This window comes from Novosphingobium sp. HII-3 (genome assembly GCF_002916655.1).
Lineage (GTDB): Bacteria > Pseudomonadota > Alphaproteobacteria > Sphingomonadales > Sphingomonadaceae > Novosphingobium > Novosphingobium panipatense.
The window spans coordinates 371,670-390,389 of sequence record NZ_PPSM01000014.1 but is presented as its reverse complement, the minus strand read 5'-3'; the positions used below and the strand labels follow the sequence as shown (position 1 = coordinate 390,389).

The following is an 18,720-nucleotide window of genomic DNA, read 5'->3' as shown; positions in this document are numbered from 1 at the left end:
GACTACTCCGCCGCCTCGATCCAGACGCCCTCGTCAAGCTCCTCCTCACCCGGCCAGGGCATGCCGGTCAGGGCCGGATACCAGGCCTGCGGGGCGTCGCCATGCCGCTCGCGCAGGGCGTCGAGCCGGCGAACGGTGCTCTCGCGACCGGACAGGACGGTGAGGACCTCCGGCATTCCGGAAAGGTCCAGCCGCACCACCACCGAAGCGTCGGATTGCCGGATGAGGAAACAGCGCGAATGAGCGGGCAGCGTGCGGATGACGTCGAGTTCATGCTGCGAAAGGCCAAAGCCTTCGCAGTAATCCTCGGCCCGGGCGCGGGCGTTGGGCATGAAGATCATGGTCGCGGTCTGCTCTACCAGAGCGGTCGCGATCCGGCTGTCGAGCGCATCGCGCGCGGACTGGGTCGCAAAGCCCACCAGCGCGTTGCGCTTGCGCAGCGTCTTGAGCCAGTCGCGGATACGAGCCGCGAACACCTCGTCGTCGAGCGCTTTCCAGCCCTCGTCAATGAGGATCATCGTGGGCTCGCCGTCGAGGCGTTCCTCGATGCGATGAAACAGGTACATCATGACCGGCGTACGCAGGCGCGGGCTCTCGAGCAGTGCCGTCATGTCGAAGCCGAGCACGCGGCGGGTCAGGTCGAGCCGGTCATGCTGGTTGTCAAACAGCCAGCCATGCTCGCCGCCCTGCAGCCATGCATCGAGCCGGCTGGCCAGGTCGCCGGGCTCCGGACGGCGGGCGCCGGCCAGCAGCTCACGGAAGTGCGAAAGGCGTCGCAAGGCCGGATCGTTATGGTACGCGGCATCGACGGCGTTCGCGATCGTCGCCAGCTCCTCCGCGCCGCTTGCCGAAAGCAGGACACCCAGCCAGTCACGCAGGAACGCGCGGTTTGCGGCCGTGTCGGGAAGCGCCAGCGGGTTGAAACCGGTGGGATGCCCGGCCGCGATGCGGCTGTACGTGCCTCCGATCCCGCGCAGGAACACCTCGGCACCGCGGTCCTTGTCGAACAGGATGGTCCTCGGCGCGAACTTCTGCGCCTGAGCGGCCAGGAAGTTCATGACCACCGTCTTGCCGGAACCCGACGGGCCGATGACGGTGAAGTTGCCGAGATCACCCTGGTGGAAGTTGAAGAAGAACGGGGTTGAACTGGTGGTGGCGAGCAGCGTCACCGCGTCGCCCCAATGGTTGCCGCTCGCCTGTCCCATCGCGAAGCCGTGGAGCGACCCGAAGCAGGCCATGTTGGCGCTGGAAATGAGCGAGCGCCGTACGACAAAGCTTTCGTTGCCGGGCATCTGGCCCCAGAAAGCCGGCTCCAGGTTCACGTCCTCGCGCACCGCGACGGCGCCTGCATCAGCCAGTGCGGCCGCGCACATCGCCGTCACCTCGTCCAAGCCCTCGAGCGAATCCGCTCGCACCAGTACCGAAAGGTGATGGTCGCCGAAGCTGACGGAGCCAGTGCCAAGAGAGTCGCGGGCCGAGGCCATCTCGCGCCGCTCGGCCACAGCCTCCTCGTCCGCGCTGCGCAGGCGGCGGATGGCAAGGTCGATCCGCTCGCGCGCGATCTGGCGATCCGACGGGGCATAGCTCTCGGTCAGCACGAGTTCGCAGGGGAGGCGCAGCAACCCGTCGGTAAGGCCGGGCGCGGTGGCGTCCGGATAGTCCTTGAGACTGACGATCGAGCCGAAGGAGGCGCCGCGCGCCCCGCGCAGTTCCAGCGCATCCATCCCGAAGCTGGCGCGCCGGTAGGGAAGCATGTGGCCGATGTCCGTCTCGTCCGAAGGACGGCGCACCGGGCGCATCTCGCCGTTGTAAAGCGCCGAGAGCAGTTCCAGCACCTCCGAGCATCGGCCTGCCGCGGTGTGGTAGTCACCCAGCAGCCGCGCCCCATAGGCGCCAAGCGAGGCGGCCATCGCCGAGGCGGCCGCCCTCAGGGCCCGCACGTCGGCCGGATCGGCCTGCGCCGCTTCGCCGTTCCGGCTGCCGACGGCACGGCGGAGCCTCTCCGCCCAGCCCGCCTTGCCCCGCGCCGGACGACGCACGAGCGTGACGAACTGGTCGTTGACGAACAGCGCCCCCGAACCGGTGCGCTCCCGCCAGCGCGCGTCGATATGCGCCGCCACGGGATCCTCGAAGGGCGCATCCATCTCGATCTCGACGCGCCGCCGGATCACGTGATGGTAAAGCACGAAGCGGGCGTCGAGCGTGGAGCGCAGCAAAACTTCCCGCGTGGCGACATGCGCGTTCAGTTCATCGCTGTCGGCGGTCTCGAATGCCAGGCCGGGAACTGCCAGCGCCAGCATGACAGACCCGTCGCGCAGGCGCACCACGTTCTCGTCGACGAGACCTGCGTACGGCAGGCGGTCGCCCGAGAAAACTTCCTTCCCCCGGAAACGGGCCATCCTGCCTTTGAGAGGCGATTTGGAGCTCTTGGCCATCACGGTCATCCCCCGCGCAGAAGTTAGGGTGCGTAGCTGTTGCAGCCCCAGCGCTGCCAGTTGGCGACGCGCGGGCATTTGCTGACTTTGGCGATCCACAGGTCGAACACCCGCGGTTCACGCAGGCACGCCAGATATCCGGTCCCATGGATCGCCAACGCCACGGGAAGCGCCCAGAAGCTTTTGCTGATGAGGAACACCTCCGTCGTCACCGCTGCGTTGATGATGAAGAAGCTGTAGGTAACACCCGCGAACATCTGCGGGCGGGTCAGCGCGCGATGAACGGGATAACGGGCGAGCGCCACGGGACCCCTCCCGTCAGCCCATCGCCGCCGACTGGATGCCGGTAACGATGGCGCCCGCGCCGAAGAGGATGAACACGCCGATGATGACCGTTGCGCCAAAGCGCCAGTTCATCCGTCCGGTGAGCATCATGAAGCCCACTGCGGCAACTGCCATGACCGCCACGGCGGTCGCCACGTTGCCCAGCAAGGTGCCCTGCAACCAGCCGAGCGCGGCGACGATCGGGCCCGATCCGGCCGGATCGGTGGCGACGGCCTGCGCCATGGCGAGCGATGGGAACAGCGTCGCCATGGCGGCCGCGGCGGCGGGGAGAAAACCGCCGGTGAAGCGGTTGCGAAGATGTGCGTATCGAATCACTGTGCCCTCCGTACGAGGGCCGAAGTGTACGAACTGGATGACACGTATATGACGATGCGGCGGCAGGATCGTCATGGATCGCCCGCCGCCACGGCCATACCGCAACTAGGACGCCACTATGCCGGCGGTCTGTTTTGTTCCGGAAGACCGGGCGCGCGCAAGGGCTGCGGAGAGCGGACGCCTTGCGCGCGATCCGAAGGCGACCCGGTCAGCGCACCGCCACGGCGGTCGTTGCGAGCATTCCCTTGAGCGCTTGCCGCGCGGCAACGCGCGAGTCGGCCCAGGAACCATCCGCCAGCTGAAGATCGTAGCGTTCGGGACTGGCGACGGCGGCGCGGTACGCCAGCACGGCCTTGCCCGTCATCCCGGCCTGCGCGTAGGCGGCACCCAGGTTGATGAGCGTTGCGGGGTCTTTCGATCCCGCCGCGCCGGCAGCTTCGAGCTTGCGCACGGCCGCCTGCGGCTGCCCGGCGGCGAGTTCGGCGTAAGCGACGTCCGGCGCTTCGGCTGCGGGCTGGTCGACGGCGAGCGAGAAGGCTGCCTGTCCGAGAAGGACGGATGCGGTGAGTGCGGACAGAGACATGGCGGATCTCCCATTGAAATCATTCGTGATGGGATCATCCTCCGCCCCAAAACGCCGTTCATCAACAAAATGACGCGACTGTCATAAAACTGCAATCTGCATACGCCTGCAGAGCTTCTCCCGCGAGTCGCGCGATCGCAGCGATCCACCGTCCGCCGGCTGTCATGCCGCCGTCGTATAACTGCAGATTTCTGTCATCGTAATGCCAACAAAGCGTCACCCCGCCCGCCTAGACGGCCCGGACAACGAGAGCGGAATCGTCGCTCCGTTCGATCTGCATCGTTCGACCTGAACACGGGGGATCCATCGTGAAAAAGTTTTCTGGACTGCTGCTCATGGGCTGCAGCGCTCTTGCTCTCGCCGGCTGCGGCGCTGACGACATAAGCTCGCCCGGCAACGGGGGCGTGATCATCAACCCGACCCCCACGCCCTCGCCGACCCCCACGCCCGGCTCCGGCACGGTCGTGGCGGCTGACAGCTGCCCCACGTTCGCCGCAACCGGCGGTCTCACGAACGATGGCACCATCAGCGGTCCGGAAGGCACCTGGCGCGTCTGCACCCTGCCCGCGCTGATCGACAAGAACGCTAGCCTGCCCAAGGTGGCGGGCGTCGTATACCGCATCAACGGCCGCGTCGACGTGGGCTGCGACGGCGGCTTCTCGGCTCCGACCGCGGCGGCCCCCTTCACCACCACGACGGCGACCTGCGGCAACCGCTCGCTCACGGCCGACACGAACGCCACCCTCACGATCGATCCGGGCGTGATCCTCTTCGGCGAGAACACGGCGGAAGCCGGCTGGCTCGTCGTCAACCGCGGCAACAAGATCGACGCGCAGGGCACCGCCACCAGTCCGATCATCTTCACCAGCCGCGCCAACGTGACCGGCACCGCGAACGAATCGTCGATGGGCCAGTGGGGCGGCATCGTGCTGCTCGGCCGCGGCATCGTGACGGACTGCAACTACGGCTCGACAACGGCGAACACCTGCGAGCGCGATACGGAGGGTGCCGTCAACAAGGCCGTCTTCGGCGGCCGTGACAACGCTTACAATGCGGGCATCATGAAGTATGTCCAGATCCGCTACTCGGGCTACCTCCTCAGCGAGGGCAAGGAGCTCCAGGCGCTGACCACCGGCGGCACGGGCTCGGGCACCACGCTCGAATACATCCAGACGGTCAACAGCTCCGACGACGGTGCCGAATTCTTCGGCGGCAAGGTGCAGATGAAGCACTACGTCGCGGTCAACGCCGACGATGACAGCCTCGACATCGACACTGGCCTTGAAGGTTACTTCCAGTACGTCCTGCTGCTTCAGCGCAGCGGTGGCGGCGACGCGCTGATGGAGATCGACTCCAACGGTAACGAAGAGAACCAGCCGCGCCAGAAGACCATCGTGGCCAACTTCACCGCCGTCCAGCCGGCATCCAGCTCGAACAACGAAGCCAACGACCTTGCATCGGTGCTGATCCGCGGCAACTCGGACATCACCTGGGTCAACGGTGTGCTCGCGACGCCGAACAACGAGTGCCTGCGCGTCCACGGCACCGGCACGACCCCGGCGACGCTCAAGGCCTACTCGACGGTCATGAGCTGCAACGCGGCCAAGTACCAGAGCACCGGCAGCTATGCCACGGGTTCGGTCAACGCGGCCTCGCTGTTCGCCACCGGCACCAACAGCAACAACGACGCCTTGACGTCGACGCTGACGAACAGCTTCGTCAACGGCGCCAACGAGAGCGGCGTTGCCGGCTATGCCAATATCAAGACGCTGTCGTCCTACTTCGACGCCGTGACGTACATCGGCGCCGTGAAGGATGCGTCGGACACCTGGTATCGCGGCTGGACCTGCGACACCACCACCGCGCCGTTCGGTTCGGGCAAGTCGTGCACGACGCTGCCGACCACCTGATCCCGCCCGCTGCATGACGAAGGAGGGGCGGTCCCGCAAAGGCCGCCCCTTTCTTCGGCACCCGATACTTGTTCCAGGGGACATCCAATGACCAAGCCGCGGCTGATCTCGCTGCTGCTGCTCTCCACCGCGATGCTGGCGCCTTGCGTCGCCGCCGCACAGGACAGCGCGCCCACCACTACGGGCAACGCCAGCCCGGAAGCGCCCGCGATCGGCGATGAGAACGCCACCGGCACGCAGGAAGCACCCGACGTGTCGATCCCGGGCGGTGCCATCATCGTCACCGGCCAGCGCAACCGCAATATCGAGCGCACGGCGCCGCAGGTCGTCTCCGTCCTGTCGAGCGAACAGATCGCCCGCACCGGCGAGGGCGATATCGCCGGCGCGCTTGGCCGCGTCACGGGCCTTTCCGTGGTCGGCAACGGTTACGTCTACGTGCGCGGCCTCGGCGATCGCTACTCGCTCGCCCTGCTCAACGGCTCGCCGCTCCCCAGCCCCGAGCCGCTCAAGCGCGTGGTTCCGCTCGACCTGTTCCCGACCAGCATCGTCGCCTCCTCGCTCGTCCAGAAGAGCTACTCGGTGAACTTCCCGGGCGAATTCGGCGGCGGCGTCATCAATCTCACGACCAAGGCGATCCCGGCGGAAAGCTTCCTGCAGATCGGCGGCGGCATCACCTGGGACACCGAGACGACGAACAAGCTCTCCTACAGCTACTACGGCAGCAAGACGGACTGGACGGGTTGGGACAACGGCAACCGCTCCATCCCCGGGGCCTTGCAGGACTATTTCGACAGCGGCACCGTCATCAACCCGACCAGCCAGCAGGCCCAGCAACTCGGCGGCCTTCTGGTGAACGGGCGCAACGCCGTCGTCCAACGGATCGACGACACGCAGCCGAACTTCTCGGCCAGCCTGTCGGCAGGCACATCGTTCGACCTGGGTGAAGCGACGCTCGGCGTGATCGCGACGGGTGGCTACTCCAACTCCACTCAGACGAAAGCAATCCTGCGGCAGCGCGCGCAAGGCGTGACCGCCGATCCCGACCAGCTGTGGGAAGACGCCAACGCCGTCAACACGGACAACCGCGTCGTTGCCAACGCGCTCGTCGGCGTGGGTTTGGAATGGGGCGAGCACCAGATCCGCTGGACGAACGTCTACATCCACGACACCGACAAGCACACGAGCCTCAGCCTCGGCAAGCGGGCGAACAACCGTCAGGCCGACTACATGGACCAGACGACCGCGTGGTATGAGCGCCAGCTCATCGACACGCAGATCGTCGGCGAATTCAAGCTCGACGACAGAACCTCCGTCGACGTTCGAGCCGGCTACGCGAACTCGAAACGGCTTGCGCCTTTCGAGATCGAGGCGCAGTACCTGCGCACCAACTCGACGGCGGACCCGCTTGGCGATCTTTTCGTCAACCGCCTGGGCAACGGCAACCAGGACCCGACCACCGTCACCTTCTCGCGCCTGAACGAGAACGTCTGGTCGGCCGGTGTGGACGTGTCGCACCGTTTCTTCGAGGGCTGGACCGGTACGGTGGGCTACGCCTACCAGATCAACTCGCGCACGAATTCACGCCGCTCCTTCGCAATCTTTGCCAACGGCGATCCGGCTCTGATCTCCGGCTTCGGCACCCTGCGGATCGATGCGCTCCTCCAGCCGGACATGTGGACGCTGTCGAACAACGGCGTGAACTATGGCCTCGAACTGCGCGAGCCGGGCGCGAACACCGCGAACTTCGATTCGCGGCTGCTCAACCACGCGTACTACGGCAAGGTCGATGGCCAGATCACCGACAGCCTGTCCTTCGACGCGGGCGTGCGGTGGGAATACGCCAAGGAATCGACGATCCTGCGGCCGATCGGCGCGCCCGCGACGCAGCCGACGGACCTCAAGAACGAGTACTTCCTGCCCGGCGCCACGCTCACCTGGGAACTGCAGCCGGGCATGCAGGCGCGCCTCAACGCCTCCAAGACCATCGCGCGGCCGCAGTTCCGCGAACTGCTGTACCAACCCTACTTCGATCCGGACACCAATCGCTCCTACCAGGGCAACCCGTTCCTGACCGACAGCAAGCTCACCAACATGGAAGGCCGGCTGGAATGGTACTTCGCGCCTGAACAGCGGTTCGCGGTCGGCGCGTTCTGGAAGAAGATCGACAAGCCGATCGAATCCTACCTGACCGGCAGCGAAGCCTTCATCACCTCCTACGCCAACGCCCCGGAAGCCACCCTCTACGGCGCCGAGGCGGAAGTGCAGAAGTACCTGTACCTGGACAGCATGGGCGGATCGTTCTTCGAGAACCGCCGTCTGGTCCTCATCGGCAACTACACCTTCACCAAATCCAAGCTGAAGGTTGGCGCCGATGATACCGTGCGGGTCTATGGCGCGGGTACGGGCACATCGCTGGCGAGCGACTACTTCCGCGACGGCGCACCGCTGACCGGCCAGTCGGAGCACATCGCCAATGTCCAGATCGGCATGGAGGACACGCAGAACCTGTCGCAGCAGACGATCCTCCTGAACTACGCCAGCAAGCGCGCCGTGAGCCGCGGCCTCGCCAACACGGGACAGCCGGACATCTTCGAGTACCCCGGCCTCACCATCGACGTGGTGATCCGCCAGGGCATCATGATCGGCGACAAGCAGATCGAGCTGAAGGCCGAAGGGCGCAATCTTACCGGCCGGGGTCACTACGAATACCAGAAGTTCGCGGACGGCAAGGTGCACTACAACACTTACGACGTGGGGCGCATGTTCTCGCTTTCCGCCGCGATCGCCTTCTGATCCTTCTCGCATCGGGGGCTCCTGCTCTCCCGACGACAAACTGTGGGCCCGGCATCGCGCCGGGCCTTTTTTTGTGCTTCCCAACTGCGGCGGCCCGGCGTAAGCGCGCTCCTGTCATCTGGGGAGTAGCCGCCCGCATCCGTGCGGGACCTGCCGTCAACATGCTTGGCCGAGAGGCCATGGCGCGCAGGAGGACGGGATCGCCGTCCGGGCAAGACCAATGACGCATCGCGGCGCCGCTCGGCCGGGCGGGTTCCGTGTGCGTCGTTGCGTTGTGTCCGCCCGGCCCCGGAGTATCTGACTTGGAATCCCTGCTCACCTCCACAGCGGTCGTCGCGCTGGCCGAGATCGGCGACAAGACACAGCTTCTTGCCATCGTCCTCGCCACGCGGTTCAAGCGGCCCTGGCCGATTGTCGCGGGCATCTTCGCGGCAACCCTGGCAAACCACTTCCTGGCCGCGCTGGTGGGTGAGCAGGCCGCGTTCCTTCTCGACGGCGCGTGGTTCCGCTACCTCGTGGCGGCCAGCTTCGTCGTCATGGCGGGCTGGACCCTGATCCCGGACACGTTTGACGAGGACGAGGCGCCCAGGCCCAGCCGCTTCGGCCCGTTCCTGGCGACGACAGTTACCTTCTTCCTCGTGGAAATGGGCGACAAGACTCAGATCGCGACGGTGGCGCTGGGTGCCCGTTTCGAAAGCGTGGTGCCGGTCATGCTCGGGACGACCATCGGCATGATGATCGCCAATGTCCCGGCGGTGTTCCTCGGGAACGAAATCATCAGGCGCGTGCCGCTCAACGTGGTACGCACGGTCGCCGCGCTGCTGTTCCTGGCGATCGGCCTCTGGCTGCTGGCCCGGACCGCCGGCTGGCTGGACTGACCGGCGCGGCCGCCCGGTCCGCAGGCCTGCTCAACGCACCTTGAGGCCCAGCTCGCCCAGCAACTGCCCCGCCTGCTCGCGCGAGATCGTCGCCCCTCGAAACCGCGAGGCGTCCTCGAGCCGCAAGCCGCCGAGGTCGGCCCCGCGCAAATCGGCGCCGTCGAAGCGGGCGGATTCCAGAAGCGCGTCGCGAAGGCTGCAGTCGCTGAAGGTGGCGTGGCGAAAGTCGCACTTGCGCAGGTCGGCCTGCGAGAAGTCCAGGCGCAAAAGCTGCGCCTTGCGGAAGTCGTGCCCCGGCATCCGCGCGTTCACCAGCAGCGTCTCCTCCAGCCGGAGGTTGAAGGCCTTCGCCTCCGACAGGTCGGCTCCAGTGAGCTTGCATCCCGTGAACTGCGCGGATTCGAGAGTGGTGTGCCGGAAGGCGGCGTTGTTGAAATCGCTGCTGGCGAAGGAGGCATCCGACAGGTCTCCGCCGACGAAGGAGGCGAAGGCGCCTCGGCACGAGCGCCACCGGGTGCCCTCAAGCCGGGCGCCGCCCAAGTCGGCCTGGCGCAGGTCGCACTTTTCGAAGGTCCAGCCCGCCAGATCGAGGCCGGTGAGATCCGCTTCCGCCAGATCGCACTCGATGAGCGTGCAGGGTGTTCCCGCAAAGGGCGCGAGATCGCCGCTGGTGAGCGATCTTTGCGTCAGAACGCGCTCGGCGAAAAGGTCATCCATCGCCCACGCATAGCACCCGGGCGGCGGCAGGCGAGCCCTTCCGCCCGGTTTGTCACCGATCGAGCCGGGTCAGCCCACGTCCATCGCGTAGCCGGCTGCGCGGACCGTGCGGATCGGGTCCGTCTCGCCGTCGCGGTTGATGGCCTTGCGCAGGCGGCGGATGTGCACATCGACCGTGCGTTCGTCGATGTCGCTATCCATGCCCCACACCCCGTCCAGGATCTGCTGGCGCGATACGACCCTGTTCGGCCGCTCCATGAAGTAGCGCAGCAACCGGAACTCCGTCGGCCCGAGGTGGAGCGGTTCGCCGCCACGGCGGACGCGGTGGCTGGCGGCATCGAGCTCAAGGTCGCCCCACGCGAGGACGTTCCCGGCCAGCGAAGGGCGCGCCCGGCGCAGCAGCGCCTCGATCCGCACCATCAGTTCGCGCGGGGAGAACGGCTTGGTGACATAGTCGTCCGCGCCCGTCTTGAAGCCCCGGATCATGTCCTCTTCCTCGCCGCGGGCGGTGAGCATGATGATGGGGACCTGCGCGGTTTCCTTGTCCTTGCGCAGCTGGCGGCAGACCTCGATCCCGGGTACCTGTTCGATCATCCAGTCGAGCACGATGGCGTCGGGCACCTGCTCGCGCACCATGACCAGCGCTTCCTCCCCGTCGGGCGTGGAGCGGACGTTGTAACCCTCCGCGCTCAGGTTCCAGGTCAGCAGTTCGCTGAGTGCCGCATCGTCTTCGACAACGAGGATGGAGGCCGCGCTCATGACAGCAGCCCCGACGACGTGTCATCCGTAAGCGAGTCCCGCTCCGTGCAGTACTCGCCGGTCGCGGCGTAGTAGACCATTTCCGCCACGTTGGTGGCATGGTCACCGATCCGCTCCAAATTCCGCGCGATGAAGAGCAGTTGCGCGGCGCTGGTGATCGTCGCAGGGTTCTCCATCATGTGCGTCAGCAGCGAGCGGAACAGCGTGTTGTAGAACTGGTCCAGCTTCTCGTCGCGCTTGATCACCTCGAGCGCGAGCTGCGCATCGCGCGAGCCGTAGGCATTCAGGACATCGCGAACCATGCTCTCGGCGATTTCGGCCATGGCGGGGACGAGCGTGACGGGATCGATCTTGGTTCGACCTTCCAGCGTCTTCACGCGCTTGGCGATGTTCTTGGCATAGTCGCCGATGCGCTCGATCACACCGGAGATCTTCAGCGCCGCGATGACGTCGCGAAGATCGTCGGCCATCGGTGCGCGCAGCGCGATGGTGCGCACGGCGAGCCGGTCCACCTCGGCCTCAAGAGCATCCAGCCGGGCATCGGCCGCAACGACCTGCGCGGCCAGTTCCTCGTCGTGGTGGACAAGCGCTGTTATGGCATCGCGGATGGCGACTTCGGCGAGGCCACCCATTTCGGCGACAAGGCCGCGCAGCTGCCCGATCTCGGAGTCGAAGGCCTTGACGGTATGATCGACCATGGCGTTTTCCTGTTCCCCCTCCGGCTCAGCCGTAGCGGCCGGTGATGTAGTCCTTGGTGCGCGTTTCGCGCGGATTGGTGAAGATCTGGTCAGTCTCGCCGTATTCCACCAGGCTGCCGAGGTGGAAGAAGGCGGTGCGCTGCGAAACGCGGGCCGCCTGCTGCATCGAGTGCGTGACGATGACGATCGCGAAGCTTTCCTTCAGCTCGTCGATCAGTTCCTCGATGCGGGCGGTGGCGATCGGGTCCAGCGCGGAGCACGGCTCGTCCATGAGGATGACCTCGGGGCTGACAGCGATGGCGCGCGCGATGCACAGGCGCTGCTGCTGTCCACCCGAAAGCGCGGTCCCGGCGTCCGTCAGGCGATCCTTCACCTCGTCCCAGAGGCCGGCCTTGCTGAGCGCACGCTCGACGATGCCGTCCATGTCGGACTTGGAGTTGGCAAGGCCGTGGATGCGCGGACCGTAGGCGATGTTCTCGTAGATCGACTTGGGGAACGGGTTCGGCTTCTGGAACACCATGCCGACGCGGGCGCGCAGCGCGACCGAGTCCATGCTGGGCGCGTAGATGTCTTCGCCGTCGAGCAGGATCTGGCCGTCCACGCGGGCGCCGGCAATCGTGTCGTTCATGCGGTTGAGCGTGCGCAGGAACGTCGACTTGCCGCAGCCCGACGGGCCGATGAAGGCCGTGACGATGCCGTTGTCGATGTCGATCGAGACGTCGTTGATCGCCTTCTTCTGTCCGTAGAAGACGTCGACGTTGCGGGCTGTGATTTTGGCTTCTGTCATGTCCCTACCAGCGGACTTCGAACTTGTTGCGAAGATAGATGGCCAGACCGTTCATCGCGAGCAGGAAGACGAGCAGCACGATGATGGCGGCGGAAGTGTTCTGCACGAAAGCCTTGTCGATTTCGTCCGACCACAGGAAGATCTGCATCGGCAGCACGCTCGTCGGGGCCGTGAGGCCGTCTGGTGGCGTGACGACGAAGGCGCGCATCCCGATCATGAGCAGCGGCGCGGTTTCACCCAGCGCACGGGCCATGCCGATGATCGTGCCGGTGAGGATCCCGGGCAGCGCCAGCGGCAGGACGTGGTGGAAGGTGGTCTGCACCTTGCTGGCGCCGATGCCGTAGGCGGCCTCGCGGATGGAGGGCGGAACCGCCTTGATCGCGTTGCGGCCGGAGATGACGATGACCGGCATCGTCATCAGCGCCAGCGTGAGGCCGCCGACGAGCGGCGAACTGCGCGGCATGCCCAGCGTGTTGATAAAGACCGCAAGGCCCAGAAGGCCGAAGATGATGGAGGGCACCGCCGCCAGATTGTTGATCGACACCTCCACCCACTCGATCCAGCGGGTGCGTGGCGCGAACTCCTCAAGGTAAATGGCCGCGAGCACGCCCATCGGGAAGCTCAGGAGCAGCGTGACGAACATGGTCAGCAGCGACCCCTTGGCCGCGCCCCAGACGCCGGCCACGCTGGCATCGGTCGAGTCGGAACCGGACAGGAATTGCCAGTCCAGACCGCCGAGGCCGTTCTTGAGCATGATGAAGAGCAGCAGCGCCAGGAACGACAGGCTGAGCACGATGGCGCCAAGACCGATCAGCTTGAACCGGCGTTCGGCGGCGTGGCGCCGTGCAAGGCGCCTGGCCGCGGCGGGCGAATTCCAGTCGGACTTACTCATAGGCTTCGCGGAACCGCTTCACGACGCGCAGGGCGACGATGTTGAGGATGAGGGTGACGACGAACAGCACCAGACCCAGCGCGAAGGCCGACAGCGTCTTGGGGCTGTTGAACTCCTGGTCGCCCGTCAGCAGCTGGACGATCTGGTACGTGACGGTCGTCATGGAAGCGAAGGGATCGGCCGTGAGGCGCGCGGCAGCGCCCGCGGCCATCACCACGATCATGGTTTCGCCGATAGCGCGGCTGATCGCGAGCATCACGCCGGCGACGATGCCGGGCAGCGCGGCGGGTAGCAGCACCTTCTTGATGGTTTCCGAACGCGTCGCGCCCAGCGCCAGCGAACCGTCGCTCATGGCGCGCGGCACGGCGGCGAGCGCATCGTCCGCCATCGAGGAGACGAAGGGAATGATCATCACACCCATCACCAGACCGGCGGCCAGCGCGCTTTCGGTCGATGGGTTGTTGACGCCGACGGAGGCCGCAAAGTCGCGGATCATCGGCGCCACGGTCAGCGCGGCGAAGTACCCGTAGACCACGGTCGGAATGCCCGCGAGGATCTCCAGCATCGGCTTGATCCAGCGGCGGATGCGCGCACTGGCATACTGGGTGAGATAGATTGCGCTCATCAGGCCCAGCGGGATTGCCACGACCATGGCGATGATCGCGCCGATGTAGATCGTACCCCAGAACAACGGCACCGCACCGAACTTGTCGGAGAGATTATCGCCGCCCGCGCTCGCCGGGGACCAGTGGGTGCCGGTGAGGAACGCGATCGGCGACACGTCCTTGAAGAACAGCCCCGCCTCGAACACCAGCGAGGCGACAATGCCGAAGGTCGTCAGGATCGCCAGCAACGAGGCCGCGAGCAGGACCGCCAGCACGGCGCGCTCGACATGCGTGCGGGCCTGGAAGTCAGGCCGGACGCGGGTGAAGCCATAGGCCCCGCCGGCAAAAGCAGCGAGGAGCACGATGGCCGCGCCGATCAGGCTGAAGCGCGTCTGTGCTTCCCGGATGGGCTCGGCCAGGGCCTGTGCCTCGGGATTGAAGGCGACGGCGGAAGGATCGGCGGCGATGGCGTGCGCTTCGGCCAGGATCGAACCGGCCAGGAACGGATCGGCCGGCAGCGCCTGCGCCGCGGGGCTGGCAAGCACCACGCCCCCGACAAGCCCGGGCATGATGGCCTGCCACACCCCCCAGACGAGAAGCGCCGGAACGAGGATCCACAGCGCGACATGCCAGCCGTGGTAGCCGGGCATCGAGTGCATCGACCCGCGGCCGGTGTAGAGCAGCCGCGCCCGGCCGCGCGCGGCGTACCAGCCGACGAGGCCAAGGCCGAGCACGGCCAGTAGAACTGCGGTGAGAATCATATCCGGCCGCCGGCCCTTTCCTGTGCCTGGGTTACTTCAGCCCTGCCGGGTCAAGCACCGCCATGGTGGCCACGACCTGCGCGTTCTTCGCGCGCACGTCCGCCGGCGATATGACCATGCCCTTCTTCTGGAGCAGCCCGTCCGGATCCCAGGACTTCGCCCACTCGGCGACATAGCCCTGCAGGCTCTTGATCGGGCCGAGGTGCTGCTTCTTCACGTAGATGTAGAGCGGACGGGCACCCGGATACGAGAAGTCCGAGATGGACGCGTAGGTCGGCATGATGTCGGACATGGGGATGCCCTTCAGGCTGTCCGGGTTCTCTTCGAGGAAGGAGAAGCCGAACACGCCGATCGCCTTGGGGTTCTGCGAGATCTTCTGGACAATCAGGTTGTCGTTCTCACCGGCGTCCACGTAGGCGCCGTCCTCGCGGATGTTGTGGCAGGTCGCCTCGTAGCGGTTCTTGTCCGTGTCCTTCAGCGCCTTGGTGGCGTCATCGGTTTTGCAGCCGGCTTCGAGGATCAGTTCCTTGAGGGCGTCACGCGTGCCGGAGGTCGAGGGCGGGCCGTAGACGAGGATCGGCTCGGCCGGCAGCGACGGGTTGACGTCCTTCCAGGTCTTGGCGGTGTTCGGCTTCCCGAACGGTGTGGCCGCGATCGCCTTATAGACGTCCAGAGGGGTCAGCTTGAAGCCCGGACCCTTCTTTGATTCGGCAAAGGCGATGCCGTCGATGCCGACCTGGATCTCGACGATCTCCTTGACGCCGTTCTTCTGGCACTCCTCGTACTCGGACTTCTTCATCCGGCGGGATGCGTTTTCGATGTCCGGATGCTGGGCGCCGACGCCCGCGCAAAACAGCTTCATGCCCGCGCCCGTGCCCGTCGCCTCGATGACCGGGGACTTGCCGCCCGATGCCCGCGCATAGCTTTCCGAAACGGCGGTGGCGAAGGGGTATACGGTCGACGAGCCGACGGCCCGCACGAAGTCGCGCGACGCTGCGGAGGATCCACCCGAACCACCGCAGGCACTGAGTGCACCGACGGAGACAGCGGCGAAGATGAAGGTCTTGAACGAACGCATTGGCAAACCCCTTGGGCTTTTATCTTGGGAGGGCCCCTATTAGGCTTCGATGACACTTCCATGACGAAGGCGTGACATTGCCGGGGCACCCCGCAAATAATCCCGCGCCGGGACAGCCGAACGCGGGCCGTAAGATCCTGCCTGGGCGGGTTTCCCCTACTCGACAGGGACATGCGTAGGACGCCGGGTGTACGTGCGGGCAGAAACGATGGCAAGCGTACTTGCAACGAATGCGACGAAGAGGTGCTCCTGAAAAAGAGCGGTTTCACCGCGTTCACAGTGTTTCGGGTTTGCTTCCGAAATGTTTCCCTTCGGCTCGGCCTCGCTGTAGGCACAAGCTCTGCACCCGACGGCCGGGGAGAGAAGGAAGTCTCGAAAGTGTCATTTCATCGTCATTTTCAGGTCATAGTAGCCCCTCGCGAGACATCCGAGCCGTTGCGAGAGACTTTCCGACCCATGCGCACTATCGTTGCCGGAGCTGCCGTAGCAGCCACCTTCATGGGGTTTCCCGCCTACGCCCAGTCGCCAGCGGAGCAATCGTCTTCCGGACAGCCGATGGGAGCGCAGGAGGCGGACGCCCTGCGCGCGGAGGTCCGCGCTCTGCGGGCACGACTCGAAGCGCTGGAAAGCCGTCTGGGCAGTGCAGCTCCGGCACAGGCCGCAGCCGCACCGGCTGACGATACGACCCCGCCGGACCCGTCGTCCCCCGCCCCCCCGCTTGCCTCTTCCGAAGAAGGAACCGGAGCGGCGGCCGGCGGAGGAAAGACCGCGAAGGAAGAGACGGCGATCGCCTGGAAGGGCAGCCCCAACTTCACGCAGGGCGACAAGGCTTTCAAGGTCAAGGGACGCATCCAGGCCGACGCCAATTATGTCTCCACGCCGGACAGCCTTGACGATCAGGGCCTTGGCTTCAGTACTGAGATGCGCCGCATCCGCCTGGGCGGCGAAGGCAAGCTTTCCAGCCAGTTCTCCTACAAGCTGGAACTGGAACTGTCGGACAACGCCGTCGATCTGGTCGACACCTTCGTGACCTTCAAGGACGGACCCTGGCAGGTCCAGCTGGGCAACCAGAATGCCTTCTGGTCGCTCGACGAACTCACCGGGGACACCACCGGCAGCGTCATGGAGCGCGCGGCCTTCACCGACGCCTTCAACTTCGAGCGCCGGCTCGGCATCGGCGCGCAGTACGGCAAGGGTGCGTGGCTGGCGCAGCTGGGCGTCTTTGCTGACGACATCGGCGCTCTCGCCAACAGCAGCGACGGCCCGGAAGGCGGCGACGAGAACAACAGCTACTCGATCGACGGACGCCTCGTCTACGCGCCGAAGATCGGCGACATCCAGGTCCACGTGGGCGGGTCGGCGCATTGGCGGCGGCTTGGTCGCCTCGCCGATGCGACCACCCGCTACCGCCAGCGGCCCTACGCCCACTCCACCAACACCCGCCTGATCGGGACGCCCGAGATGAATGTCAGCCGCGAGACGATGTACGGCGCGGAACTCGCCGCCATCGCAGGCCGCTGGCACGGAGCCGCGGAATTCTACAACCTCACCGCCAGCCGCGTCGGCCTGCCCTCCGTATCCTTCCAGGGTGCCTATGCCGAAGTCGGCTACTTCCTCACCAAGGGCGATACCCGCGGATACAAGGGCGGCATCTTCGCCGGCAACGACCCCGCCCGGCCGCTGGACGAGGGCGGCCCCGGCGCGATCCAGGTCAACCTGCGCTACGACTGGCTGGACCTGAACGACCGGGACATTCGCGGTGGCACGCAGAACGGCTACATCGTGGCGCTCATCTGGTCGCCGATCCAGTACCTGCGCTTCAACCTGAACTATGCCCTGCTGCAGTATACCGGCGCACGTGCGCTGCCTTCAGGCGATCGCAGCTATGACGCGAACGTGATCGGCACCCGCTTCGAACTGGACTTCTGATACGGGCTGCGGGGGCGGATCAGTCCTTGCGCAGGGGCAGCATCAGCGAGGCGGTAGTGCCCCGGCCCGGCCGGCTTTCCAGGTCGAAGCGCCCGCGATGGCGTTCGACGATGTGCTTGACGATGGACAGACCCAGCCCCGTACCGCCGACGGCGCGGCTGCGGCTGGTGTCCGCCCGATAGAACCGCTCCGTCACGCGCGGGAGGTGTTCGGGCGGGATGCCCTCGCCCTCGTCCCGCACGGTGACGAGCACCCAGCCGGTGCTCGCGGCTTCGACCGCGACTTCGACCGGGCCGTCCGGCCGCGCGTACTTGCGGGAATTGTCGATGAGGTTGCGCAGCACCTGGGACAGCTGCCCCCGGTCCCCCGCCACCAGCGCCTCCCGGCAGTTCTCCCGCACCGCCACTTTCGCGCCGTCGCGGAATTCGCCGGCAACCTCGTGCGCCAGGGCGACCATATCGACGGTGTCGGACGGCACCTCATGCTTGACCGCCTCGATCCGCGACAGCGACATGAGATCGGAGATCAGCGACTGCATCCGCTGCGCCTCGTGGCGGATCGTGCCGAGGAAGCGGTTGCGCAGCGCCTCGTCATTGCCGGCCTTGGGGTTCATCAGCGTCTCGCAATAGCCGATCACGCTGGCGAGCGGCGTACGCAGCTCATGGCTGGCATTGGCGACGAAATCGGCGTGGGACTTGGCCACGCTGATGCGCTCGGACAGATCGTAGAGGCTCACGAGACGTTCGTTGGGGCCGATGATCTTGCAGTCGACCTCCCACATCGACCCGCCGGTGGAGAGCCCCTTCACCTGTGCGCGACCGCCCTCCTGGCTCAGGATCGTGGCCACGGCGCGCGGTTCGCGTATGGCGATCCGCACGTCCTGCCCCACGATATGCGCGCCCAGCAGAGACTGCGCCGCCGCGTTGGCGAAGCGCACCTGCCCACGCGCGATCATCATCGCCGGGGTCTGCAGGTGTTCGAGGAGGTGCACGCCCTCGCTGTTCATCGGTTCTCTCTCGCTCTGGGCGTTGCCGTGGTGGCTGCGCGTCGCGTGACATGCTTCAGCGACACTGGTGTTGCAACATTCGTATTCACGCGGAGCGAAAAGACGCTCGGCAGCCACGTCTGGCGGCACGGCGGCGGCAAAATCATTGCATCCGCATCCAAGCAACCTAGCCTTGGCGCCGGGGGTTTGTTATGTGAAAACAGCGTGGGTCGCGTGCACTAGTGGACGA

The 18,720-nt window shown here is 66.1% G+C and carries 16 protein-coding genes and 1 riboswitch; of the genes, 4 read left to right on the top strand and 12 right to left on the bottom strand.

Annotation, left to right across the window (positions count from 1 at the left end; all coding sequences use genetic code 11):
* Nucleotides 1-2: 2 nt before the first annotated feature.
* From C2R25_RS05635 to C2R25_RS05620, 4 genes are all read right to left on the bottom strand, one after another.
* Nucleotides 3-2,435, bottom strand: a complete 2,433-nt coding sequence (locus C2R25_RS05635; RefSeq protein ID WP_103728606.1) for a VirB4 family type IV secretion/conjugal transfer ATPase — start codon at nt 2,433-2,435, stop codon at nt 3-5.
* Nucleotides 2,436-2,458: 23 nt separating this feature from the next.
* The gene (locus C2R25_RS05630; RefSeq protein ID WP_103728228.1) at nt 2,459-2,740 is read right to left on the bottom strand and encodes a type IV secretion system protein VirB3; all 282 of its coding nucleotides are present in this window, start codon (nt 2,738-2,740) and stop codon (nt 2,459-2,461) included.
* A gap of 13 nt (nt 2,741-2,753) precedes the next feature.
* On the bottom strand, nt 2,754-3,095 hold the full coding sequence (locus tag C2R25_RS05625) for a TrbC/VirB2 family protein (protein WP_103728605.1): 342 nt from the start codon (nt 3,093-3,095) through the stop codon (nt 2,754-2,756).
* Between the two features lie 208 nt (nt 3,096-3,303).
* On the bottom strand, nt 3,304-3,678 hold the full coding sequence (locus tag C2R25_RS05620) for a hypothetical protein (protein WP_103728227.1): 375 nt from the start codon (nt 3,676-3,678) through the stop codon (nt 3,304-3,306).
* A 308-nt stretch (nt 3,679-3,986) separates the two neighbouring features.
* Between C2R25_RS05620 and C2R25_RS05615 the strand changes: the two genes are divergently transcribed.
* The 3 genes from C2R25_RS05615 to C2R25_RS05605 all read left to right on the top strand — a co-directional run bounded on the left by C2R25_RS05615 (nt 3,987) and on the right by C2R25_RS05605 (nt 9,259).
* Nucleotides 3,987-5,588 carry a hypothetical protein gene (locus C2R25_RS05615; RefSeq protein WP_103728226.1) on the top strand — a complete coding sequence of 534 codons (1,602 nt, stop codon included), beginning with the start codon at nt 3,987-3,989 and terminating at the stop codon, nt 5,586-5,588.
* Nucleotides 5,589-5,675: 87 nt separating this feature from the next.
* On the top strand, nt 5,676-8,381 hold the full coding sequence (locus tag C2R25_RS05610; protein WP_103728225.1) for a TonB-dependent receptor domain-containing protein: 2,706 nt from the start codon (nt 5,676-5,678) through the stop codon (nt 8,379-8,381).
* 107 nt (nt 8,382-8,488) lie between these two features.
* Nucleotides 8,489-8,590, top strand: a riboswitch (yybP-ykoY riboswitch).
* Nucleotides 8,591-8,683: 93 nt separating this feature from the next.
* Nucleotides 8,684-9,259 (top strand): TMEM165/GDT1 family protein, encoded by a 576-nt coding sequence (locus C2R25_RS05605; protein WP_103728224.1) that lies wholly within the window; start codon nt 8,684-8,686, stop codon nt 9,257-9,259.
* 30 nt (nt 9,260-9,289) lie between these two features.
* Here C2R25_RS05605 and C2R25_RS05600 read toward each other — a convergent pair whose 3' ends face one another.
* The 7 genes from C2R25_RS05600 to C2R25_RS05570 form a co-directional block, all read right to left on the bottom strand.
* Nucleotides 9,290-9,976 (bottom strand): pentapeptide repeat-containing protein, encoded by a 687-nt coding sequence (locus tag C2R25_RS05600; protein ID WP_103728223.1) that lies wholly within the window; start codon nt 9,974-9,976, stop codon nt 9,290-9,292.
* A 69-nt stretch (nt 9,977-10,045) separates the two neighbouring features.
* Nucleotides 10,046-10,735, bottom strand: a complete 690-nt coding sequence (phoB, locus tag C2R25_RS05595) for a phosphate regulon transcriptional regulator PhoB (RefSeq protein WP_103728222.1) — start codon at nt 10,733-10,735, stop codon at nt 10,046-10,048.
* The gene (gene phoU, locus C2R25_RS05590; RefSeq protein WP_103728221.1) at nt 10,732-11,433 is read right to left on the bottom strand and encodes a phosphate signaling complex protein PhoU; all 702 of its coding nucleotides are present in this window, start codon (nt 11,431-11,433) and stop codon (nt 10,732-10,734) included. The genes phoB and phoU overlap by 4 nt, the downstream gene beginning before the upstream one ends.
* Before the next feature lie 25 nt (nt 11,434-11,458).
* Nucleotides 11,459-12,220 (bottom strand): phosphate ABC transporter ATP-binding protein PstB, encoded by a 762-nt coding sequence (gene pstB / locus C2R25_RS05585; protein WP_103728220.1) that lies wholly within the window; start codon nt 12,218-12,220, stop codon nt 11,459-11,461.
* Nucleotides 12,221-12,224: 4 nt separating this feature from the next.
* Nucleotides 12,225-13,112, bottom strand: coding sequence for a phosphate ABC transporter permease PstA (gene pstA / locus C2R25_RS05580; RefSeq protein WP_103728219.1), 888 nt, complete (start codon nt 13,110-13,112; stop codon nt 12,225-12,227).
* Nucleotides 13,105-14,478 carry a phosphate ABC transporter permease subunit PstC gene (pstC, locus tag C2R25_RS05575; protein WP_103728218.1) on the bottom strand — a complete coding sequence of 458 codons (1,374 nt, stop codon included), beginning with the start codon at nt 14,476-14,478 and terminating at the stop codon, nt 13,105-13,107. Before pstC ends, pstA begins: the two co-directional genes overlap by 8 nt.
* A gap of 31 nt (nt 14,479-14,509) precedes the next feature.
* Nucleotides 14,510-15,556, bottom strand: coding sequence for a substrate-binding domain-containing protein (locus C2R25_RS05570; RefSeq protein ID WP_103728217.1), 1,047 nt, complete (start codon nt 15,554-15,556; stop codon nt 14,510-14,512).
* A gap of 456 nt (nt 15,557-16,012) precedes the next feature.
* On the opposite strand from C2R25_RS05570, the gene C2R25_RS05565 reads away from it, so the two are divergent.
* Nucleotides 16,013-17,485 (top strand): OprO/OprP family phosphate-selective porin, encoded by a 1,473-nt coding sequence (locus C2R25_RS05565; protein WP_103728216.1) that lies wholly within the window; start codon nt 16,013-16,015, stop codon nt 17,483-17,485.
* A gap of 19 nt (nt 17,486-17,504) precedes the next feature.
* On the opposite strand, the gene C2R25_RS05560 is transcribed toward C2R25_RS05565, so the two are convergent.
* Nucleotides 17,505-18,491: a cell wall metabolism sensor histidine kinase WalK gene (locus C2R25_RS05560; protein ID WP_103728215.1), complete on the bottom strand. Its 987-nt coding sequence runs from the start codon at nt 18,489-18,491 to the stop codon at nt 17,505-17,507.
* Nucleotides 18,492-18,720: the final 229 nt, after the last annotated feature.